General features: G+C 37.9%; 15 protein-coding genes. 3 read left to right on the forward strand and 12 right to left on the reverse strand.

The features are described 5' to 3' along the window. Positions 1–52 precede the first annotated feature (52 nt). Positions 53–7,531 (forward strand): T9SS type A sorting domain-containing protein, encoded by a 7,479-nt coding sequence (locus tag DEU42_RS03555; RefSeq protein WP_114756893.1) that lies wholly within the window; start codon positions 53–55, stop codon positions 7,529–7,531. Positions 7,532–7,901: 370 nt separating this feature from the next. Here the strand turns inward: DEU42_RS03555 and DEU42_RS03560 are convergent, their stop codons facing one another. The 9 genes from DEU42_RS03560 to DEU42_RS03605 all read right to left on the reverse strand — a co-directional run bounded on the left by DEU42_RS03560 (position 7,902) and on the right by DEU42_RS03605 (position 19,696). Further along, entirely contained in the window at positions 7,902–8,570 is a 669-nt protein-coding gene (locus DEU42_RS03560) for a response regulator transcription factor (protein ID WP_233506612.1), read from the reverse strand. Between the two features lie 9 nt (positions 8,571–8,579). Further along, a complete protein-coding gene (locus DEU42_RS03565; RefSeq protein ID WP_114756895.1) occupies positions 8,580–9,335 on the reverse strand; it encodes a sensor histidine kinase in 756 nt (251 codons plus the stop codon). 1,013 nt (positions 9,336–10,348) lie between these two features. Continuing rightward, positions 10,349–10,738 carry a YchJ family protein gene (locus DEU42_RS03575; protein ID WP_114756897.1) on the reverse strand — a complete coding sequence of 130 codons (390 nt, stop codon included), beginning with the start codon at positions 10,736–10,738 and terminating at the stop codon, positions 10,349–10,351. A 2-nt stretch (positions 10,739–10,740) separates the two neighbouring features. Then, a complete protein-coding gene (locus DEU42_RS03580) occupies positions 10,741–11,325 on the reverse strand; it encodes a chemotaxis protein CheB (protein WP_114756898.1) in 585 nt (194 codons plus the stop codon). Beyond that, the gene (locus DEU42_RS03585; RefSeq protein ID WP_114756899.1) at positions 11,307–12,116 is read right to left on the reverse strand and encodes a CheR family methyltransferase; all 810 of its coding nucleotides are present in this window, start codon (positions 12,114–12,116) and stop codon (positions 11,307–11,309) included. Before DEU42_RS03585 ends, DEU42_RS03580 begins: the two co-directional genes overlap by 19 nt. Positions 12,117–12,121: 5 nt before the next feature. Beyond that, positions 12,122–12,487: a response regulator gene (locus DEU42_RS03590; protein ID WP_114756900.1), complete on the reverse strand. Its 366-nt coding sequence runs from the start codon at positions 12,485–12,487 to the stop codon at positions 12,122–12,124. 17 nt (positions 12,488–12,504) lie between these two features. Further along, positions 12,505–16,074, reverse strand: coding sequence for a response regulator (locus tag DEU42_RS03595; RefSeq protein ID WP_114756901.1), 3,570 nt, complete (start codon positions 16,072–16,074; stop codon positions 12,505–12,507). Positions 16,075–16,093: 19 nt separating this feature from the next. Continuing rightward, positions 16,094–17,299: a response regulator gene (locus DEU42_RS03600; protein WP_114756902.1), complete on the reverse strand. Its 1,206-nt coding sequence runs from the start codon at positions 17,297–17,299 to the stop codon at positions 16,094–16,096. Positions 17,300–17,719: 420 nt separating this feature from the next. Further along, positions 17,720–19,696, reverse strand: a complete 1,977-nt coding sequence (locus DEU42_RS03605) for a sialate O-acetylesterase (RefSeq protein WP_233506613.1) — start codon at positions 19,694–19,696, stop codon at positions 17,720–17,722. A gap of 200 nt (positions 19,697–19,896) precedes the next feature. On the opposite strand from DEU42_RS03605, the gene DEU42_RS03610 reads away from it, so the two are divergent. Together DEU42_RS03610 and DEU42_RS03615 are read left to right on the forward strand one after the other, a co-directional pair. Further along, on the forward strand, positions 19,897–20,679 hold the full coding sequence (locus DEU42_RS03610) for a phosphatase PAP2 family protein (RefSeq protein WP_233506614.1): 783 nt from the start codon (positions 19,897–19,899) through the stop codon (positions 20,677–20,679). An 87-nt stretch (positions 20,680–20,766) separates the two neighbouring features. Then, a complete protein-coding gene (locus tag DEU42_RS03615) occupies positions 20,767–21,078 on the forward strand; it encodes a hypothetical protein (RefSeq protein ID WP_233506615.1) in 312 nt (103 codons plus the stop codon). 1 nt (position 21,079) lies between these two features. On the opposite strand, the gene DEU42_RS03620 is transcribed toward DEU42_RS03615, so the two are convergent. From DEU42_RS03620 to DEU42_RS17425, 3 genes are all read right to left on the reverse strand, one after another. Continuing rightward, a complete protein-coding gene (locus DEU42_RS03620; protein WP_147278050.1) occupies positions 21,080–21,301 on the reverse strand; it encodes a hypothetical protein in 222 nt (73 codons plus the stop codon). Between the two features lie 51 nt (positions 21,302–21,352). After that, positions 21,353–22,201, reverse strand: a complete 849-nt coding sequence (locus tag DEU42_RS03625; protein WP_114756905.1) for an SDR family oxidoreductase — start codon at positions 22,199–22,201, stop codon at positions 21,353–21,355. A gap of 170 nt (positions 22,202–22,371) precedes the next feature. Further along, on the reverse strand, positions 22,372–25,249 hold a 2,878-nt coding region (locus DEU42_RS17425), incomplete at its 5' end, for a T9SS type A sorting domain-containing protein (protein WP_114756906.1).

Raw genomic sequence — 25,249 nt, forward strand, 5'->3', positions numbered from 1 at the left:
ATAATTATTAAAAACAATACATGAAGACAAATTCAAACTCAACCCCTCAATCATGAAAAAACTCTACTTATTATTAATTTTTCTGTTTTTTGCTACGCAGCATCTTGTAGCGCAACAATCGACAGAGACATTTGAAACCGAACTTAACAATAGTACAAGCTTTACTGATAACGGACAGTTATTTAATATCTCTTCCGTTGCACCTGCAGTTTTTAATATCCAGACGAATTATCCTAATACGGGAGTAAGTAACAGTAACGTTTATATAGATAATGACGGTTCTGTATTTGCAAACGTCCCCGTAGAATTTACTATTAGTTCAGCCGGGGGAGTACCATTTAAATTAAAGAGTCTTTATCTTTACCTGGCTAATTCAAATAACACCCTGAATGTAACAGGAACTTGTACAATTACAGGAAAAATTTCGGGAGGAGACGTCTTTTCAGTTGTGCAAAGTAATCCATTCACTAATTCAAGTGCGGGGTTTACCCTAATAGACTTAGCTACTTATGGCGGGAGCAATAATTCAAATGCACTTATTGACTCCTTCGTTGTTAAAACTACAAACACAATTGCCTATGTAGCTATGGATTCTATGACCTGGGAAAAAATTGGTGTAATAACTACGTCAGGCACACCCAGTGCTTTAACGTCATGTTCAGGTGTAGCTTCATCATCGCCCACAAGCTTTAATGCATCCGGTAGTGGTCTGTCCGGAAATATTACTGTTACAGCACCAACAGGTTTTGAGGTTTCATTATCATCAGGCAGTGGTTTTGGTGGTACGGTTACTTTAACTCAAAGCAGTGGCACAGTAGCATCAACCACTGTATATGTAAGATTAAGTTCATCCGCATCAGGTAATCCATCAGGAAATGTTAGCTTAACATCGTCTGGAGCTACACAAAAAAACGTAGCTGTAAGTGGTACAGTGACAACCATAAGCGGTACAACAGTTGTAACTAATATTGCATGTTTTGGCGGCAACACAGGAGCAATTAACCTTACTCCTACTGGTGGAACAGGACCATATACATATGACTGGGGTGGAGGAATTAATACTGAAGACAGAACAGGACTTACAGCAGGAAATTATTCAGTAACTATTACCGATGCTAACAGTTGTACAAAAGTAGTTAATGTAACAGTTACACAACCACCGGCATTAAATGGAACAACAGTTGTAACTAATATTGCATGTTTTGGCGGCAACACAGGAGCGATCAACCTTACTCCTACAGGAGGAACAGGACCATATACATATGACTGGGGTGGAGGAATTAATACTGAAGACAGAACAGGACTTACAGCAGGAAATTATTCAGTAACTATTACCGATGCTAACAGTTGTACAAAAGTAGTTAATGTAACAGTTACACAACCGGCAGCTGTTTTAAGCGGAACTACCGTGGTGACCAATGTGTCTTGCTTTGGTGGCAACAATGGAACAATCAACCTTACTCCTACAGGAGGTACAGGACCTTATACTTATAACTGGGTAGGTGGTGCAACTACTGAAGACAGGATATCACTTACAGCGGGAAGCTATTCGGTAACAATTACCGATGCCAACGGATGTACAGGAACGATAAGCGGGATTACTGTTACTCAACCGGCCTCAACCGTAAGTGGAACTACCGTTGTAACCAATGTTGCATGTAATGGCGGAACTACAGGAGCGATTAACCTTACACCTACAGGAGGTACAGGACCTTATACTTATACCTGGGTTGGCGGCTTTACTGCTGAAGACAGAACAGGCCTTGCAGCAGGAAATTATTCTGTTACTATTACTGACGCTAATAGCTGTACAGGAACTGTAAATGTTACAATCACTGAACCTACATCGCTTAATCTTGCTACAGGTGGAAGTAAAAGCGATGTTTCTTGTAATGGTGGCGCTAACGGAACTGCAACTGTGGCGCCGACCGGTGGTACACCTGGTTACACATATTCATGGAATACAACACCGGTTCAAACAACAGCAACAGCTATGGGGCTTACAGCAGGCAATTACACTGTAACTGTAACCGATGCCGCTAACTGTCAGGCTACAAGATCTTTTACAATTACGCAGCCTACAGCGCTTAGTACGATTGGATCAAAAACCGATGTTTCTTGTAATGGTGGCGCTAACGGAACTGCGACTGTAAATCCAACTGGTGGTACACCTGGTTATACATATTCATGGAATACGACACCGGTTCAGACAACTGCAACAGCAACAGGACTTGCCGCTGGAACATATACTGTAACAGTAACAGATGCCAGTAACTGTCAAGCTACAAGAAGTATTACAATCAACCAGCCAGCAGCAATAACTTTATCTGCAGGTACTGTAAATAATGTAAGCTGTAATGGTGGTACTAATGGTTCTGCTCAGGTAATTGCTACAGGTGGTACAGGTACACTTAATTATTCATGGGCTCCTTCAGGTGGTACGGCTTCAACTGCTTCCGGATTAGCTCCAGGTACATATACAGTAACTGTAATCGATGCCAATAGCTGCCAGGCAACAAGAAACTTTACTATTACACAGCCAACAGCTATTACTGCGACTACATCTAAAACTGATGTATTGTGTAATGGTAGTGCTACAGGAACTGCAACTGTAACTGCATCAGGAGGTACACCATCATATACCTATGTATGGTCACCAAGCGGAGGTACGGCTGCTACAGCAACAGGACTCACCGTAGGTAACTATAGTTGTGTTATTACTGATGCCAACGGATGTTCTATAACTAAAAACTTTACGATTAACCAGCCATCGCTATTAGGTGCCACTACATCTCAAACTAATGCAACCTGTTCAACAGGTGGTGATGCCTCAGTAACAGCGTTTGGAGGTGCTGGCGGATATAGCTATTTATGGTCGCCGGGAGGTGCAACAACGTCGGGTGTAACTGGCTTAACAGCGGGATCTCATAGTTGTGTCATTACTGACGCTAACGGATGTACTGTTACTAAAAACTTTGTCATAACAACTAATAATACTTTAGTAGCATCAACGTTCCAAACTAACATATTATGTAATGGAACGAATACAGGTTCAGCGGGAGTAATACCTTCAGGAGCTCCGGGACCATACACATATACATGGTCGCCATCAGGAGGAAATACAGATACAGCAACTAACCTGGCTGCAGGTACATATAGTGTCCTTATTACAGCATCTAATGGCTGCTCTATAACTAAGAACTTTACCATAACACAACCTACTGCTCTTGTGGCTAGCGTTGGAGCACAAACAAACGTAAGTTGTAACGGAGGTTCTAATGGATCGGCTACTGTAAATGTAACAGGAGGAACAGGAAGTTATACTTATTCATGGGCTCCGACAGGCGGTACTGCGGCTACAGCTACAGGTTTAGCAGCAGGTACTTATACTGTTACCGTTACAGATGCTAACCTTTGCCAGAAAACTCAAACTTTTACCATAACTCAGCCAGTAGCCCTAGTGGCTGGTATTGGAGCACAAACAAACGTAAGTTGTAATGGTGGCTCAAATGGATCGGCCACAGTAGCCGTGACTGGTGGTACAGGAACTTATACTTATCAATGGTCTCCAGTTGGTGGTACTGCAGCAACAGCTTCTGGACTTGTTGCAGGAACTTATACTGTAACAGTTAAAGATGCAAATAACTGTCAAACTACACAAAGTTTTACTATAACACAACCTTCTGTTCTTGTTGCCACTACATCTCAAACAGATGTATTGTGTAATGGTGGTGCTACAGGAACTGCAACTGTAACTGCATCAGGAGGTACACCATCGTATACTTATTTATGGTCACCTAGTGGAGGTACGGCTGCTACAGCTTCAGGACTTACTGTAGGTAACTATAGTTGTCTTATTACTGATGCAAACGGATGTTCTATAACTAAAAACTTTACGATTAACCAGCCTACAGCCTTAAGTGCTACTACATCTCAAACTAATGCTACCTGTTCTACAGGGGGTGATGCCTCAGTAACAGTGTTTGGAGGTACACCATCATATAGTTATTTATGGTCACCATCAGGAGCTACAACAGCTGCAGTGACAGGACTTGCCGCAGGAAACCATAGCTGTTTAATTACTGATGCAAATGGATGTACCATTACTAAAAACTTTGTGATTAGTACTACAAATACTTTAGTAGCATCAACGTTCCAAACTAACATATTATGTAATGGAACGAATACAGGTTCAGCGGGAGTAATACCTTCAGGAGCTCCGGGACCATACACATATACATGGTCGCCATCAGGAGGAAATGCAGATACAGCAACTAACCTGGCTGCAGGTACATATAGTGTTCTTATTACAGCATCTAATGGTTGTTCTATAACTAAAAACTTTACTATAACACAACCTACTGCTCTTGTGGCTAGCGTTGGAGCACAAACAAACGTAAGTTGTAACGGAGGTTCTAATGGATCGGCTACTGTAAACGCAACAGGAGGAACAGGAGGTTATACTTATTCATGGGCTCCGACAGGCGGTACTGCGGCTACAGCTACAGGTTTAGCAGCAGGTACTTATACTGTTACCGTTACAGATGCTAACCTTTGCCAGAAAACTCAAACTTTTACCATAACTCAGCCAGCAGCCCTAGTGGCTGGTATTGGAGCACAAACAAACGTAAGTTGTAATGGTGGCTCCAATGGATCGGCCACAGTAGCCGTGACTGGTGGTACAGGAACTTATACTTATCAATGGTCTCCAGTTGGTGGTACTGCAGCAACAGCTTCTGGACTTTTAGCAGGAACTTATACTGTAACAGTTAAAGATGCAAATAACTGTCAAACTACACAAAGCTTTACTATTACACAGCCATCTATTTTAGTTGCCACTCCTCTTGCACAAACTAATATCGCTTGTAATGGAGGTGCTACGGGGTATGCTACGGTAGCGGTAACCGGTGGTACAGGAACTTATACTTATGTATGGTCACCTACAGGTGGAACAGCAGCTACAGCTTCGGGATTAACAGCAGGTACTTATACTGTAACTGTTAAAGATGCTAATCTTTGCCAGACTACTCAATCTTTCACTATTACACAGCCTACAGTTTTAGTTGCATCAGCATCATCTCAAACAAACGTAAGTTGTAATGGAGGATCTAACGGATCGGCTACAGTTACTGCTACAGGAGGTACAATGCCATACACCTATTCATGGGTTCCTGCAAGTGGTACTTCGGCAACTATTACCGGTAAACCTGCCGGAACATATGTTGCAACAGTAACCGATGCCAACGGATGTACAGCAACGCAGAGCTTTACCATAACACAACCTACAGCACTTACTGCTACTACAACACAAACTAACGTTTCTTGTTTTGGTGCTAATAATGGTTCTGCTACAGTTATTGTAAGCGGAGGTACAGGAACTTATACCTACTCATGGAATACAACACCGGTACAAACTACTGCCACTGCTACCGGATTATCCGCAGGTAACTATACAGTAACTGTTACAGACGCTAACAGTTGTACAATGACTCGTAATTTTACCATCACGGGTTCGTCTGCACTAACAATTACTCCAACACAGACTAATGTTTCTTGTAATGGAGGTACTAATGGTACTGCAACTGTTGCAGTAACAGGTGGAACAGGAACATATACATATTTATGGTCTCCATCTGGCGGTACTGCAGCTACAGCTACAGGATTAGCTCCAGGAAACTATTCAGTAACAGTAACAGATGGTAATGGTTGTATAGGCTCACAAAGTTTTACAATTACACAACCAACATTACTTGTACTTAATGGAACATCAACTAACATAAGCTGCAATGGTACTTCAAATGGTGTTGCTACAGTAACTCCAACGGGAGGTACAGCTCCTTATAGCTATTCTTGGGCTCCTTCGGGTGGGACAGCGGCAACAGCAACCGGACTATCAGGTGGAAATTATACCGTTACAGTTACAGATGCTAACGGATGTGTAAAAACACGTTCATATACTATATATGAACAAACACCAATTGTTGTAACATCGGTAAAAACAGATTTACTTTGTCATGGAGCTACAACTGGTACTGCTACAGTATCTGCTACAGGTGGAGTACCAAACTACACTTATGTATGGTCTAATGGTGCAGGAAGTCCAACAGTAACCGGACTTGCAGCAGGCACCTATACTTGTACTGTTTCAGATGCGTTAGGATGCGCTGTTGTTCATACAGTAACAATTACTTCTCCTGAGGCAATTAATGTGGTGGTAACTCAAACGAATGTATCTTGTTCAAGCAATAATGATGGAGCAATTTCTTTAGCTGTATCCGGAGGTGTTGGACCTTATACATACCAGTGGACACCGGCCTCATTAGGCACTACACCAACAGTTAGTGGACTTAGTGCAGGAAATTATAGTGTAACAATTACTGACGCAAATGGATGTACAGCGGTAAGAAACATTACTGTTACACAGCCGCAAGCTATAACCTTTACACTTGCAATAAACAACGCAACCTGCTATGGCGCGAGTAACGGTACAGTTGATGTAACTTCAGTAACCGGTGGTACACCGCCTTATATTTTTGGATTTGATTCAGCAAATGGAGGAGCTCCAGATCCATTATATCTAGCTGCAGGAGAGTATACAGCTACAATTTATGATGCTAGTGGATGTATATCTACTCAAAACTTTACGATAACCCAACCGAATCAAATATTAGTAACTACGCAGCCGCAAAATGTAACAACTACAGCAGGCTCTACTGTATCATATACAACTGCCGCACAAAATGCAAGTAACTATCAGTGGCAATACAGTACTAACGGAATCGATTGGAACAATGTAACAGATGGAGGAACAAACCCTACTTACTCAGGTGCTACGACAGCTACTCTAACGTTAACAAATGTGCCTCATACCTATAATGGTTACTCATATAGAGTTGCTGCAATTGCAGGTGCAAATTGTATGATATATACCAATGTTGCAACATTAAATGTTGAGAACGTTCTTGAGGCTATAAATGATGATTTTAGTGCAACCGAAATCTTGCAGACTGAAGGTGGCATTGCAGGAGACGTTACAGCAAATGACTTGTTTAACAGTCAACCTGTAAATGACTCTGATGTTACGATAAGTGTTGTTGACAATGACGGATTAATTGGTGTTACCATTGATGGTGATGGAAACCTAATAGTACCATCAAACTCAACTATCGGAACTTATACTATTACTTATAGTATATGCGACAGTACAGATTTGACTAATTGTAGTACTGCAGAAGCTATTGTAGTGGTAACTGGAATTTCCGGTTTAGATGATCTTACTAAACTAGAACTTAATTTATATCCTAACCCGGCAACAACAACTGTGTTTATTAAAATTCCTGGTTTTGAAAATCATAGAAATATGAAATTAACTATCCATGATCTAAATGGAAGATTAATCAAACAAAACTTTATAACCTCAGAACTGCAAAGTGTGGATGTTACTGGTGTTGAATCAGGCATTTACCTATTCAGAGTTACATCAGATACTTCTGAGACCACAAGAAGAGTTGTTATTGACAAAAAATTCTAACTTACAAAAGTTAATTAATTTATACTTCAAACAAAAGGGAGCTGTCATAAAAATGACAGCTCCCTTTGCTTCTATATTTAACCAAAGTATATAAAAAAAGAGCAGCGACTTACTACCACGCTGCTCTCATTTAATTAATCCGACAACTTCATCAGATTCCAATATTTCAACAAGCAGGCGATATATCACCTTTGGGGGCGAAACAGTACTATTTATGGGGGGGCTAAAAACGACTGCTAACCTGCTTGTTTTTGGTTATATTTAATAATTAATTTCTTATATAAAGAACAGTCAAAGATCATAATAATATATAGCATACAACAGGTAGAAATTACCTGTTGCATTAAAACAGGTAATTATACGTACTCCCTTATATTATGGGCAATTCATCAACTTTAATAATACTCTGCTGGATTGCGTAAATAACCAATCCGGCAATATTTTTTGCTCCTGTTTTAGCAAAGAGATTATTCTTATGACCTTCAGTAGTTCGTTGAGTGATATGCAGCATATCTCCTATCTCTTTAGCCGTTTTCTGCTGGCATATTAATTTCAGTACTTCCAATTCTCTTTCAGATAACAATTCATCCTCCTGTAACAAGGGTTTGGGTACCTTAGCTGGTATTTGATCCCTTAAAACAGCCAATTGATCTTCTTTAAAGAAATAACCCTGTTTGTGTACCGTACGTATAATGTTTACAAGCTCTAATGGTGAAATACCTTTGGGTAAAAAGGCAGATACTCCGCTTTTAAGCATAAATCCCATAAAGAACTTCTGATAATGAGAAGAAATAATAATTACCTTAACATCCTTATAATTCTCTTTTATCAAATGTGTAGCTTCTATTCCATCCATCCCCGTCATCTTCAAATCAAGCAATACTATATCTGGTAAAACATTTGTGTCGGTCATTTTTTGCAATAACTCTTCACCACTATGAGCTACAAAAATTACATCAAATTCTTCAATGGATTTGAGATAATCTTGTAAAAGACCCACGATTAGCGCATCGTCATCCGTTATAGCAATATTTACCATACTCACTTTTTATTTAAAAATTCCAAAAACTATTACAATCGTTCCTTTTCCTTTAACAGATTTTATTTTATAGGTTGCTTTGAGATATTCAATCCTAAGTTCAAGATTCCTTAACCCTATTCCCATTTTCTGTTCATTTACACCAAAACCTCTTCCATTATCACTCACCATTAAAGCAAAGCTTGTTTGCGTCAAGCGTAGCTGTACATCTATTGCGTCTGCTTTAGAATGCTTAATAACGTTCATAAGCAACTCCTGCGCTACACGTAAAATCTGTATTTTGAATCCGGGTTGTAAATCATCATCACGTCTGTTGTCATTAATAAAATTGATCGAATATCTTTTACTCCATGGTAAAAAAACACCATCAATCAATTCAGAAATACCCGTAAATTCTAATAACGGAGGTGTTAAATCGTGAGATATCCTCCTGGCTTCATTCATCACTTCCTCTAAAAGCAGATTTATTTCAGAATCCGAAGCATTCAATTGGTTTTTCATCTTAATTACAGCCACTTTCCCTATTAAACTATCATGAAGATCTGCCGCGATTCGTGCACGTTCTTTTTCCTGTGCCTGCAACCCTGCTTCCATCAGTTTTTTATGATGTTCCAGTTTTAGTTCCCTTTCACGCAAATTAGCTTCAGTCATGCCTTTATAGCCTGCATACAATATTCTTACAACTAGAAATACTATTGTTGCAATTAGCGCTATCGTTATTGAGATCCAAAGGGCAATAACTTTTGGGTCCTGCCATTTTTCCATATTGAGTATGTTAAATAGGAATAGAACGTTAATATGGTTATTGATATACCAAACCAAAAATAGAACTGGTATCCTGATGATCTGTTTATTATAAAATTAAAAGGGAGAAAGAAAACGAGATTGATTGAAAAAAAAGCTATTAATACAGCATTCAGTCTAAAATTACCCCATTTAGCCTCCTTAAAGACATTTACTTTTTCATGAATGTAAGTTAGAGCCAGAATAATGATCACAAAATCGTCTACTACCTTAGCGTAGGACTGATATGTTGCCATAGTTGTTCTGTCAAATATTAGTATTTCATAGATTATATATATAAATCCCAATGAAAATAAAAATAAGACCCAAGGATGTTTTGCTTTTAAAAAATACCTAAAATAAAAAAAGGTAAACATTGTCATTTCCAGAAGGCTGTAGAATAACAGGCCTATTAAGTTATTGCCTGTAGTGCCTAAAATTCTACTCATAATATCTACCAAAACCATAGCCAGTAAGTACCAGCTTACTCCCTTATGCGTAATATCTAAGGATTTATAATTGAGCATACCCAGCAAAAAACCAATACATGGCATGCCAAGGCACAAAAGGGTAAAATGTGACAAGAATTCATAAAATGTCATTAATCCGTAAATTAAAAGAAATTAATAAATTGTAAGCTCCTATTTCCTCTACAGTTAATTAAAAAAACACTGACCAGAGGAAATAAAGAATATGTAATAAATACAATTTATAGTTTCTAAATTTCGGTTTATATAATGTATTTTATCTGTATTAGAATTAATACAGCTTTGTTTGTTTGGTAAGGTCATAGTTAATTAATTTATGGTTAAACCGATAAAGGGGGAACTTAATCTAACTACCACAAAATTAACCTTTTTTTACTGACAAAACCAGTAATTTAAGATAAAAAACTCTTAATGTTTTATTCTCCATTTCTTTAGTAATCACTGCACTTCCATAATAAAATCCGTTCATTAAGAAAAATTCTCACAATCAGAAAGTACAGATAATTCCTATTTATATTCAGGATATACACCTTTTTTATAATACCAGTTATCATTTTCCATCATGAAAAAAGATTTTTCATGATGGACTTGTGCCTTGAGGCGATAATCCAGGTAATAAGCTTTAAATTCTACAGTAAAATCTGTAACTTTTATTATTTCAAGTTTAATCCATTGATTGCTTTTAGCCCATTGCAACATATCAGGTTTGCTATGATATCTGCGTTCTTTTGGTGCGGTAGTCTGCCATAGATGATCTGCATCGTGAATAGCATAAGCACTATAACGCGAACGCATCAAAGTTTCAGCTGTAGGTGCTTTTTTTAGTCCAAGTATATAGGGCTGACAGCATTCCGAAAACAACAAGCCTGAATTACAATAGCATTTAATATCCGACATTTTTATGAATTAATATGAAGTATAAAATTAAGTATTCCTTTTACATCAAGAACATAATGGGGACTGGTATTTTCAATAGCATTCATTGGCATGAAAGGCATTTGAGCACTTTCAGGCATCTGGACAACAATAGATCCTCCTGCCCTTTTTATAGCAAGTAATCCCTCTGTACCATCTGAATTTGCCCCAGACAATAGTATACCCACAAGTGCAGGACCATATACCGCTGCAGCCGACTCAAATGACACATCAATGCTTGGCCTGCTGTAATTTATTTTTTCAGATGTATCAAGGGATAAAACATCATTAGTTTCAAAAAGTAAGTGATAATCCGAAGGTGCTATGTAAATAAAACCGCTGCGTAAAGGAGTCTTATCTTCAACATCCATCAAAGGAATTTCAGTCTTGTATGAGATAAGCTCTTCAAGGGTAGAGTCTTCTGCACTTTTACGATGCAAAACTAAAACTATGGCAAAATCAGGAACAAATGTGAGCTTAGGCAGTAATTCCATAAGTACCTCAAGACTTCCGGCAGAACCACCTATTATAAGCACTTTACAGCCTTCAATCACTCTGTTTTTTTCCATATTTTGTCTTTGTTTAGCTGCTTAAATCTTTTTTGTAAAGACGAAAACTTAAGTGTTTCCTTAGTGCCAAGAGCGAGATAACCTAATTTAGCAAGGCTATTATCAAACAGAGTAAATGCACGTTCCTGTAACTCTTTGTCAAAATAAATCAGCACATTCCGGCAAAGTATAATATCAAATTCGTTAAACGAACCATCAGACACAAGATTGTGTTCTGAAAATACCATTTTAACAGAGAGATCACTACTGAATTTTGCAAACCCATAATTAGCCGTGTAGTAATCCGAAAAATCTTTTTTACCTCCGGAAATTCTATAATTTTCAGAATATTGCTTCATCATCTGCAAAGGGAAAATTCCTTTTTTGGCAGTATCTAACACTACAGGATTAATATCTGTTGCATAAATAAGGGATTTTTGCAACAAATTGGCCTCCTGAAGCAATATTGCCATCGAATAGACTTCTTCGCCTGAGGCACAGCCGGCATGCCAAAGCCTTATAAAAGGTTTTGTAGCTAACACAGGTATAATTTCCTCCCTTAATACCTTATAAAATAAAGGATCACGAAACATCTCCGTAACATTTACCGTGATCTCTTCTATCATACGCTTAAAATATGTGGGTTCGAGCCTGATTTTTGTAAGCATCTCTCCCAAATTATTAAAACCGTCTAACTGGTATAAACGCTCAACGCGCCTTTTTAAAGAAGCCCGGGAGTATCCGCTAAAATCAAAACCGTGGTATTCAAATACTTCATTTATCAATACCTCAAGTTCACGGTCATTTATCATAACTTTTAAATAGTTCTAAGTATCTCTAATAATTTGTCAACGTCAATGGGCTTTGAGATATAGGCATCAGCTCCGGCTTCAATACATTTCTCCCTATCTCCTACCATTGCCTGCGCTGTCACAGCAATAACAGGCATATAATTTCTCCCGGGTAGTTGCTTAATCAATGGTATAGCCTCATAACCATCCATTTCGGGCATCATCATATCTAAGAGTACAGCATCAATCCTTTCATTACTCCTCAGCACTTCCAAAGCCTCTTCAGCACTAATACAGGACAAACAATCAAACGAGCTGGCCTTTAATGTAGCTGTTAACGCAAAGATATTACGGGAATCGTCGTCAACAATTAAAATCTTTTTTCTTTCCATCTTTAGTCGTTTATAAGCTATTGCTGATCATAAAGCCAAACTCTCAACAATGATAATAACTGATCAACATCAACGGGTTTGGTTATGTAGTCTGAAGCCCCTGCGTTAATACACTTTTCTCTGTCACCTGTCATAGCTTTAGCCGTAACCGCTATTACAGGAAGCGTTTTATATTTACTATTCTCCCTTATACGTGTAGCTGTTTCATAGCCATCCATATTAGGCATCATCATATCCAATAGCACTACATCTACTTCAGGGTGCTCCTCAAGAGCTTTCAGAGCTTCTTTTCCATCAATGGCTGTAATAACATTCATTTTCAATACTTCCAAAGCCTTAGTAAGCGAGTAAATGTTTCTAACATCATCATCAACAACAAGAACAGTTTTATCATTAAGCACATTATTAAGCAGACTTAATTTTTTGTATGTGTCTTTTTTCTCTGTTGTTTTGTTTTCTTCAACTAAATGCAGGAATAAAGAAACTTCATCAAGCATACGCTGATATGAATGAGCGGTTTTAACCACAATCGAATCGGCATATTTCTTAATCTTAAGCTCTTCTTTCATAGAAAGGCTCTTTCCTGTAAATACAATAACAGGAAGGCTCTCAAGCCCTTCATTTTTCTTAACCCCTTCAAGAATCTCATAAGCCTGCTGATCGGGTATCCCCATATCAAGAATTACACAGTCTATATGTTGTTTTTTTAAGGCATCAACACCATCGGTAACATCACTTTTAATTTCGGAATTGATGTCATAAGTCTCAAGAAAATAAGCCAGTGCCTTAGCATGTTTAGGATTATCCTCAATGATAAGAACTTTTTGCGATTCCTTATTAACAATATGTTCTATACGTTTAAATATTTCAGGCATCTGCTCGTAAGCTACCGGCTTATCAAGGAAGTTAACCGCACCTTTTAAAAGACTCTCCTGTTTCATTTTGTGTGAAGACATCATATGTACAGGAATATGTTTCGTCTGCCAGTTGCCTTTAAGCTCTTCCATCACTTCCCATCCGCTTTTTACAGGTAATTGGATATCAAGCAATACTCCTACCGGTCTGTACATTACAGCCAGGTTAAATGCCTCATCTCCTCTTACCGACACAATTCCCCTATAACCACGTTTCCGTGTAAAATCAAGTAAAGATTTAGCAAAATTAGTATCGTCTTCTACAATTAGGATTACCTTATCGTCTCCATTAATACTATCCCTGTCATCAGGAACATCATCAGGAATAGAAAGGCTTAAGAATTTATTCTTTTCTTCTTTATCGCCCGGCTCTTTATCTTCTACAGGTTTTTGAGGCTCATCCCTGTATACAATTTCGGTTTGATGTCTTACTGATCCTGAAATTGGCATAATAAGTGTAAATTCACTTCCTTCATTAGGTTCGCTTTTCAACGTAATTTCCCCTTTTAGAAGTTTAGCAAGCTCCCTGCTGATAGACAGTCCTAGTCCGGTACCACCATATTTACGTTTTGTCGAGCCATCAGCCTGTTGGAAAGCTTCAAAGATAAGGGGCTGTTTTTCATAAGGTATACCTATACCAGTATCTTTTACGGTAAAGTAAACCAGCTTATCATTTTTAGGACATTTTTTAATTTCAAGAGTTACCGATCCTTTAGCTGTAAACTTAATTGCATTCGAGAGCAGGTTTTTAAGGATTTGTTCCAATCGAACTTTATCAGTTTTTAATACTAACGGAGCTTCATTATCAATTATATTCAGCTCGATTCCTTTCTGTTTAGCTACTTCATTAAATAAAGCCTTAAGCGCATCGGTAATTTCTTTAGTAGCAATATCTATAAATTCAAGCTCCATCTTTCCTGCCTCAATTTTGGAAAGGTCAAGAATTTCATCAATTAGTCCCAACAAGCCATTTCCTGAACTTTGTATAACCTTTGCAAATTCAATTTGCTCATCGTTCATGTTTTTATCGTTGTTCTCTGAAAGCAACCTGCTTAATAACAATATTGAATTAAGAGGTGTTCTCAATTCATGTGACATGTTTGCCAGGAATTCCGATTTATAACGTGTGCTCAGCTCAAGATCTTCCGATTTTTTCTGAATCTCAACATTTCGTTCTTCAAGCAGTACACTACGTTCTGCCAGCTCCTCGTTAGTTTGCTGCAATTCTTCCTGCTGTACTCTTAACTCCTCTTCTGAAGCCTGTAGCTTTTGCGTTTGTGCTTCCAATTCGGCATTAATGTTCTCCATCTCGCTATGCTGCATTCTTAACTCTTCAGATTGAGATTCTGTTTCTTCAAGCAATTCCTGGAGACGTTTTCTGTTCTGTGATGCAGTTATAGCTATACCAACATTATTGGCTGCAGCATTAAGAAAAGCAATACTACGTTTTGAAAATTCTTTAACCGATGCCAATTCGACAACTCCCGTTACCTTATCATCAATAAGTGGCACTGCGATTATATGTGCAGGTTTTGTCTCACCCAACGCATACGAGATCTTGATGTCATCTGCAGAAACAGACTTAAGCTCTTTTATAGAACGCGAAGCTACAGCCTGACCACTAAGCCCATCTCCTACCTTAATACGGATGCGACTTTTATCAGCAACATAGCTATATCCTGCTGTTGCAACTAAATCCTGGCCGTCAACAACATACAACACGGCAGCATTACTATTGGTATAAGCCGCCAGGTGTTCTATAATATCGGATGTAAGCTGGCCAATTTCTTTTTCACCAATCATTACATCGTTAAGCTTTGCAAGCCCTGATTGAAGCCATTCATTATCAGAAAGCGTCCTGAATGATTTATCAAGCTCAACCGCCATATTGTTCAATGAACCGGCTACGCTTCCTAAAGCATCACTCTGTGTATCATTTACCCTTATTTCATAATTACCGGACGATATTTCACCAGCAATTCCACTGATAACACGAATTCTTTCGGCTGTTTCTTTTTCAGCTTCCTGAAGCTTTAACTGTAATTTTAAACGTTCATTATAATCCCTAAGTATACGCGCAAAGAAACTAACACTTATTAATAAAGCTAAAAGTGCCGCAATAACTATAAGCACTGAACTATACATGCCATATTTCTCTGATGCCGAATTACGCTCAGCCAAAAGTCTTTGCTCTTCATTTTCCATCCGCTTAAGCAAACCACGAATACTCTCCATAAGCTTTCTTCCATTATCAAGCTCATCCGGAGTAATGGCACCATTGCGCATTTTATCAGTGACTCTTTCATCTAGATAATCATAAAAAGAATTAATCAAAGGACGTAATTCCTTAATACTCGTTTGCTGTAATGGATTATCAGTAGTGAGTTGCTCTAATTTATTTATATATAAACTGGTATCTTCTTCAGCATTTTCATAGCGTTTAAGAAAATCCTGTTTGCCTGTTACAAGAAAACCCCTCATACCTCCCTGAGCATCGGTCATTACCGATGTAGCCTCATTTATATTATAAATTACTTCCTGAGTGTGCCTAACTAGTGAATTACTTTCAAGCAGGCTTCTTATACTCAAAAAAGAAGCTGTTGAGCTTACAAGTAGTATCAATATTGAAACACCTGAGCTTATTAATAAATTTCTTTTAAAACTTCCGTCCATATATATGTGTAAGGTTTATTTAAATAGGTAAAATAATTATAAAACTGGCACCATTGCCCACATCACTTTTCGCTGTTATTATACCATTGTGTTTTTCTACTATCTTTTTTGCAATAGCCAGACCGATCCCAGTACCTTCGTATGCATTCCTGTCGTTAAGGCTTTGGAAGATCTTAAATATCTTATCAAGGTATATCTCATTAAAACCAATACCATTATCGCTCACTGTTATCCTGCAATACTTACCCGAAGCATCAAGTGAACCGTCAAAGCTTTTTTCATTAATAATTTCTCCGGTAATGTTTATTTCCGGAGGAAAACCTTCTTTTGAAAATTTAAGTGAATTACTCACCAGATTCTGGAAAAGCTGCCTTAACTGGCTGGAAACACCGATTACAGATGGCAACTGGTTAACAGTTATAACTGCCATTTTTTCATCAACTATATAATCTAAGTCTGCCAGCACTTCTTCGACAATGGCATTTAGATTTAATCGTTGCGGAACAACATCGGAAGAAAGCCGTGAGTAATCAATAAGATCTGATATAAGATTTGACATTCTCTCTGCAGATTTTATTGTTCTCCTTACGTAGTCTTTAGCTGTTTCATTATCCGGAAGATAACGCTCATCAATTATCTTAACAAATGTTTCTATCTTACGGAGAGGTTCTTTAAGATCGTGTGATACTACCCATGCAAATTGTTGCAATTCATGATTACTAAACTCAAGCTCCTCATTTTTGGCAACCAGCTCCTGAGTACGTTCGGCAACTTTGATCTCAAGGTTTTCCTGTGCTTCCTTTCTTATCTCAATTTCTTTAGACAAAAGATCTTTCATGCTCTTTAGCTCCTGTGTCTGCTCATAAAGCCTCAGAAAACTTTTCACCTTAAGAATAAGCAAATCAGGATCTACAGGTTTGGTAATATAATCTACCCCACCTGTTTCATATCCTCTTGAAATAAATCTCTTTTCTTTATTTACCGCCGACAGAAAAATTACCGGTATATCTTTTGTCCTGTTACTTCCTGCCAATATCTCTACCACTTCAAAGCCATCCATAACGGGCATTTGTACATCCATTATGATAAGCGAATAATCTTTTTTCAGGATTTTCTTTAAAGCTTCTTCTCCCGATTCAGCACTATCAGCTTCAAGGCCGTGTAGCTGTAATACTTTTTTTAATGCAAGTATATTAGCCCGGATATCATCTACAATTAATATCATAATGCAAAAGGCGTTTTATAACTAATGTCAAAACCCACCATTAGTTTAGTTTCAATATAAAGCAATAAAAAAAAAGATTGCGTTTTAAAATTAGGAAATATAATATCCGGAAATAACAATGACGGATTAGTTTTTCGAGGTGTATTAATCATATTAATATACTTAATACAATGCATGCAAATATAACCTGCCTTTTTAAGAGTATATCTAAAAAGCTGCAGGCTATTGTAATTAGTTATGTCTAAAGGTATGGTTAGTATTTTTATAGTCACTTTTCAAAGTTAAAATATCACCCTGTAAATCAATTTATAGGTTTTCACTTATTTTCTTACAACTTTTTACAACCCCATAAAAAAACAGCCGATTAAAGCTGTTTTAGTATAGTAACGTAAGAATGACTAATCCCGTTTTCAGACCTTTCTATTTATTGCCAAAAGTAATACCCTGCCAATCATCGGTTCTAAACGAAGAAGCCGGCAGTCCTGACGAATTAGTAAGATTTCCATCAGGGTTATCCGCCCAGTTGTAACGAACAGCAACCGGATCTTTCACTTCTGCAGAAGAAATGACTATAGTGTTACCCACCACTTTAGCCTCTGCCCAATGAAAAACTTTATCTTTTCCTGCAATAGAAAAACCTCTTAGCGCTTTACCATCGTTAGATTTTAAGGTTTCGTTAAAAGTAAACGACACTATCATATCACTTTCTTTTTTGCTGAAAGATTTATATAATGGTCCTGAATAAGGCGTTGGAATACCATATATTTTCGATAATGCGATACGAGCCAATCTATAGCCTACATCCTGTTTATTTTTAGGATGTATATCACCGGCATCACCTATGTCTGTAATCACTGCCATCCCTGTATTCTTTACATTTAGCAGCGTTTTAAGCTGTGCTTCTCTAAGCTCAGCCCAGGCTGATGCTCCTGGTTCATCTTTAGCTTTCATATAGTTTGCCAATTGCACAAAATAGAACGGCATATCTTTTCTCTCAAATTTACTGCGCCAATCCGAAATAAGTATTGGAAACAAGGTTTGATATTGATATGCCCTGTCGGCATTGCTTTCCCCCTGGTACCATATAGCTCCGGCAATCGGTAACTTAATTAGTGGATGTATCATTGCATTGTACAAAACCGTAGGCTGATTTTGATCCGCAGGCAGATAAGGTCTTACCGGAAGCTCTGTAAAATCTACCCCTACAGCATAATACCATTTACCAGCCAGCGAAAAAGATTCATTTCCTGCTTTAAGGATAAGATCAGTATCCTTACCATATATACCACCTCCACCTGTATTATCTGTAACACGGATAGTAATAACATTACCGGATTCCTTAAGTACATTTGCCGGAATAGTATAGTTACGAAGTACATTATAACCGCTTGTAGTACCTATATAAACTCCATTAACCCATAGTTTATCATCATCATCAGCATAAAAATTAAATTGCAGGTCTTTCCCTTTCATTACTGCCGGGAGATTAAATTCTTTTTTAAACCAGGCAACACCATCAAAACCTACCAGCGCATCATTTTCCCAAAATTGAGGGAGCTGCATTGTTTTCCAGTTACTATAATCAAATTCTTTGGTCTCCCATTTGCCATTATTACCCCTTTCAGCTTTTTCCATCGTTGCATTCCATACCTTGCTATCAACATCAAACTGCCTTTTTAAGGCTTCTTTATCACTAACAGATTCCAATGCCTTTATCGCTGTATCAAAATCATGAATCTCTTTCAATGCACCTTTGCTAATCCAGGCTTCGATAACAGTACCTCCCCACGAACTATGAAGTAATCCGATAGGGATATGTTTTTGTTCATATATGTTTTTAGCAAAAAAATAAGCCGTAGATGAAAAATTACTGATTGTTGAAGGACTGCATACCTGCCATCCGTCAGTATCAATTTTTAAATCATTTAAAGGGGTTGCACTTGTAGTATGTGTAGCCTGAAGCAAACGAATCTGAGGATAAGTCGCATTACGAATTTCCTCTTCATAATTATTAATTTTTCCCCAGCCATCCAGAGGCATTTCCATATTACTTTGTCCGGAACAAAGCCATACTTCACCTATTAATATATTTTCAAGAACTAAATTATCACCATCGTTTATAGAAACATTGTAAGGCCCACCATATGAAGGTGTTTTAAGTGTAACTGACCAATTCCCTTCCTCATCAGCTTTAGATGTATATGATTTTTTGTCCCATGATGAGATTACTTTTACTGTTGCGCCCGCAGCAGTAGTTCCCCATACAGGCACGTTAGATTTTTGTTGCAAAACCATATTATTTGAGAAGAAAGAAGGTAATACTACCTTCCCTTCAGCAGATAAATATGCCATAAAGAAGACTGTAGCAAGAAAAATGTTTCTTAAAGTTGAATTCATTAGAATAGTAAGTTTGGAATAGTAATAAGTCCGAAAATTACATATTAAAATTTAATTTGGCGACAATTCAATACAATATTGTCACAATGACCACTACTAAGTTTAAACTATTAAATAAGGAAAAAATGTGCCATCCATTTGGAATTCGATTCCATGATTCTATCTTTACAGGGTATTAACCAATAACCTCCAAGTATATTATGTTGCTTAAACCCCTAAGCCGTGTCCTGACTTTTCTTGCTGCCACTATACTAATGAATGCACAGGTTAACGAAAATAATTTTATCCAGGCAACTAAAGATTCGCTTGCAACTCATCCCGATACATCTAAAGGACAATTTGGCTACAAACAATTAATTATTCCCGGAGTTCTTATAGGCTATGGTGTTGCAGCCCTTAACAGTAAGTCGCTAAATAAATTCGATAAAGATGTTCGTGAAGATCTAAAACATAATACCCATACTGATATTGATCAGTTTACTCTTTATGCCCCGGCTGCAGCCGTATATGCTCTTAATGCCTTTGGCGTAAAAGGAAAACACAATTTTAAAGACCGTACAATTGTTTATGCTACAGCATTTTTATTATCTAATCTTACTGTTAAAACATTAAAATCTACAACAGATGTTACCCGTCCAAACGGACTTGTAGATAACTCATTTCCATCAGGTCATACAACGGCAGCTTTTTTAGGTGCAGAATTTTTATGGCAGGAATATAAAGATGTATCTGTTTGGTATGGTGTAGCCGGATATACTGTGGCTACAGCAACCGGAGTAATGAGGCTAACTAACGACAGGCATTGGGTGAGTGATATTGTTGCCGGTGCCGGAATAGGGATCCTCAGTACAAAAGCAGCTTATTGGCTTTTAGACCCAATAAACAATTTGTTGTTCAGTTCAAAGGAAGAGAAAAAAACAGCCATGCTTTTACCTTTCTATAATGGTAATCAGGCTGGTGGTAACTTTGTTATGAGATTCTAAAAATTTACCAGAAAAACTATTTTCTTGTCTTAGTTCAATGCAAAAGTATTTCTTATAGTACAACTTTGTATTATAAAATGAAACATCATGAGCAAGATAAACATCCTATATACAGGCAGGCATCCTGAAATTCTTGAAACGGTTGTACGCCTTATTAACCAGAACGAAAACTGGAATGGGTTTGGTGCTTCCAGCAATAAAGAGGCTATTAATCTGTTCAATACTGTAAATTTTACAATAGTATTACTGGGCTGCGGTATCCCTGAAGATGAAGAAAAGCAATTACGAGATACTTTTGCTGCTATCAATCCGGAATGTACCGTAGTACAACACTATGGAGGAGGCAGCGGACTTTTAAGCAATGAAATATATGCCGCTTTGGCAGAAGCAAATGTTTAATTTACATGCCATATAAAATATTGTCTTCTGACTGTTCCATCTGATGGTGACATATATTCTTTTTATGTACAACATTTATTTGTGTATGCTGATTTCTTACTTTATAGGTTTGAGACTTCACTTCAGGCTTTACTAATTTACTAAAAGACACTAAGCCTGCTATAGCAAAAGTTACTATTAGTGATAATATAAGCCCGCTTAATATTTTATATATAAGTTTCATAAATATTGGTTGATTGAAATGATGGCTCCGAAAAGCCATCATTTATTATTTTTAGTTATCAAAATTAGTGGCAGTAGCAATTGCTCTTACTGCTTCCATATCTTTCTGAACATCCTTGATTTTTACTTCTGCCAGATTGTATGCATCCGGACCAAGGAATAAATGTACCGGTGGTTGTGGCATCAAAGCAACTTCGATAATTGCTGTTGCTGCTTTATCAGGATCACCTGGTTGGTTATTGTTAATATCATTCTCATGAACCATTTGTACTTCTCTTACTGTTTTATATTCAGTAATCTCATTATTTGGTGTTACGAGCGAAGTACCTTCCAAAAAGTTGGTTCTAAAATAACCCGGAGATACTATCGTCGCATTTATACCAAAAGGTGCAACCTCAGCAGAAAGCGATTCGGTAAAACCATGTACTGCAAACTTAGTAGCGCAATAAATTCCGAAACCAGGAAAATTACCGGTAAATCCTCCTATGGAAGCCACATTAAAAATGTGACCAGACTGTTGTTTTCTCATTTGAGGCAATGCCTGACGAATAACATTTAAGGATCCAAATACATTTACATCAAAATTTTGACGGCTTTCAGCATCGCTTAACTCTTCTAAGGCTCCTACCAGTCCATAACCGGCATTGTTAACTACTACATCAAGACTACCAAACTTGTCAATTGTTTTTTGAATAGAATCGGCAACACTTTGCTCGTTGAGTATATCAACGGCAATAGGCAAAAAGTTAGTATTTACACCTACAGCTTTTTCAAGATCCTCAAGGCTTCTTGATGTTGCTGCTACTTTGTAGCCTTCATTAAGTAATTTTTTTACAAGACTAAGCCCTAATCCTTTTGAGGCGCCTGTAACATACCATACATTTTGTTCTGAATTTTTCATTGTCTTATTTTTAATTAATTGTTTTAATTTGACAAGACAAAGGTATTGACGGAGTACTCCTCTGTAATTGTGGTTTACAAAGCAATAATTGTACAATTCAAACAGCTGAAAAACATTACCTAATTACACTACAAATAAAAAAGCCGTCCTTTTAAGGGGACGGCTTTGAATTAAAATTTCTTATTGACTATCAATTTTTTATCAGTCTTGTAATTATCGGCAGTTATGCTTATAATATACACACCCGATTCTAATCCTGAAACATCTAGTCTGTACTCATCAGATTTGATGTGATTATCCCACTTGATAAGTCTTCCGTTCAGATCATACAAATCTAATTTCACGTTCTGAAATAAATCTAAATTCGGAATCTCAACAAGCACTTCAGTTGAGGCTGGGTTAGGATAAATATTCATCTCTAAATATTTTATATCATCAACTCCCACAACAGGTGGTAATGGATTAACATTAAGTGTTGCTGCTTCTGATAATATATAACAACCATTTTGCTGCATTAATATTACCCTGTATTTATATCCATCCATAGACTGATATGCATTTGTAATAGTAAGCGTTGGAGTTGCAACACCACTATATCCTGGCGTAGATCCACCTGCATTAAGATTTGAGAACGTCTGTCCTCCATCAGTACTTAACTGCCACTGATAATACATCACGTTTTGAGCTTGTACCGTAAATACTACTGTTGCACCACCATCAACCGTAACCGATTGCGGAGCCGAAGTAACAATTATCGGTGCTGTACCATAAATTGTGGTACTTAATGTATAGGTGCAACCATTTGTATCAGTAATAGTAACTGTATACGTTCCCGGAAGTACATTTTCTAAATTAGCAGTTGTATTACCATTAGACCATAAATAGGTATATGGAGCTACACCTCCTGAAGCGTGCAGTACAGCCGATCCTGTAGTATAACAATCTGCATTTGTTACTATAAAGTATCCTGTTACTGCTGTTGGTGCTGTAATAGTAAGATATCTAATATCCCAACATCCATTAGCATCTGTAACTACAACATTATAATTACCAACAGCTAAATTTTCAGCAACATTTGTTGTACTTACTGCCGGTGACCATGTATATGTATAAGGACCAGTTCCGCCTGTAGCGTTTATAGTTATCGATCCATCACTGTCTGAAGCACAATCAACATTTACCTGTGAAGTAGTAAGTTGTAATGGTGAAGCTGGTTGTGTAAGTGTTATACTTGCATTGGTCTGACAACCATTAGCATCTGTCACAACTACAGTATAAGCACCTGCAGTAAGATTATTTGCTACAGCAGTAGTTTGTCCTGTATTCCATAAGTACGTGTATGGCTGAGTACCCCCAGAAACATCTGCACTTGCCGAACCTGTAGCAGCACCGTAACAAAGTATATCTGTATAATTGTTTATAGCTACTGTTAGTTGTTGTGGTTCGGTTATGGTGAATATCTGAGTAGCCTGACACTGATTAGCATCTGTAACTGTCACAGTGTAGTTGCCCGGTGCTAAAGCTGTAGCTGTAGCTGTAGTTTGTACCGGAGTAGTATTCCAGCTATAAGTATAAGTTCCTGTACCACCTGTTACTGTAACAGTAGCCGAACCATTAGCTGCACCAAAACAAGAAACATTAGTAATAGTCCCTTGAGAAGCTAAAAGTAATGTAGGTTCAGTAATCGTAAAACTTTGAGACAAAGTACATCCGTTTGCATCTGTTACATCAACAGAATATACTCCTGCTGTTAAACCTGTAACAGTGTTCGTTGTTGCTGCATTATTCCATAAATACGTATAAGGAGCAGTACCTCCATTAACTGCAATAGTAGCTGTACCGTTAGAACCTCCAAAACATGACACATTTGTTTGTGTAGTATTCGGAGTTGTGACTAAAGGCTGAGAAGGCTGTGATATGGTGAAAGATTGAGTTGTAACACACTGATTAGCATCAGTAACTGTTACTATATATGTACCAGCTACTAACCCCGTAGCTGTAGCTGTAGTTTGTGCCGGAGTAGTATCCCAGCTATAGTTATAAGCGCCTGTACCACCTGTTACTGCAACTGTAGCTTCCCCGGTAGCGTTACCGTAACATAAAACGTTTGTCTGGGCTGATGCTGTAGCCACTAGAGCTGTTGGCTCAGTAATAGTGAAACTATTTGATAAAACACAACCATTAGCATCGGTTACGTCAACACTATAAGTTCCGGCTACAAGACCGGTAATTGTACTTGTTGTTGCACCGTTACTCCATAAATACGTATAAGCACCTGTACCGCCATTCACGACAATAGTTGCCGATCCCGTAGCCTGACCATTACACAATACGTTCGTCTGTGTTGTGTTTGGCGTTAATGCAAGTGGTTGAGCAGGCTCTGTGATAACAAATGACTGTGTAGTTGTACAACCGTTTGCGTCAGTAACCGTTACGGTATAAGTACCCGCTGAAAGGTTTGTAGCTGTAGCAGTAGTTTGTACCGGAGTAGTATCCCAACTATAGGTATATGCGCCTGTACCACCAGTTACAGCAACAGTAGCTGAACCTGTAGTATCACCGTAGCATAAAACATTCGTTTGAGTATCAGCGGTAGCTGTAAGTGCTAATGCCGGTTCTGTAATTGTAAAGCTATTTGATAAAACACATCCGTTAGCATCGGTTACATCAACAGTATAAGTACCTGCTATCAGGCCGGTAACAGTATTTGTTGTCGCACCATTACTCCATAAATAAGTATAAGCACCTGTTCCTCCTGTTACTGATACAGTAGCTGAACCTGTCGCCTGACCATTACACAATACGTTCGTCTGTGTTGTGTTTGGCGTTAATGCAAGTGGTTGAGCAGGCTGAGTGATAACAAATGACTGTGTAGTTGTACAACCGTTTGCGTCAGTAACCGTTACGGTATAAGTACCCGCTGAAAGGTTTGTAGCTGTAGCAGTAGTTTGTACCGGAGTAGTATCCCAACTATAGGTATATGCGCCTGTACCACCAGTTACAGCAACAGTAGCTGAACCTGTAGTATCACCGTAGCATAAAACATTG

The organism is Flavobacterium sp. AG291 (assembly GCF_003350375.1).
In the GTDB taxonomy this organism is placed as follows: domain Bacteria; phylum Bacteroidota; class Bacteroidia; order Flavobacteriales; family Flavobacteriaceae; genus Flavobacterium; species Flavobacterium suzhouense.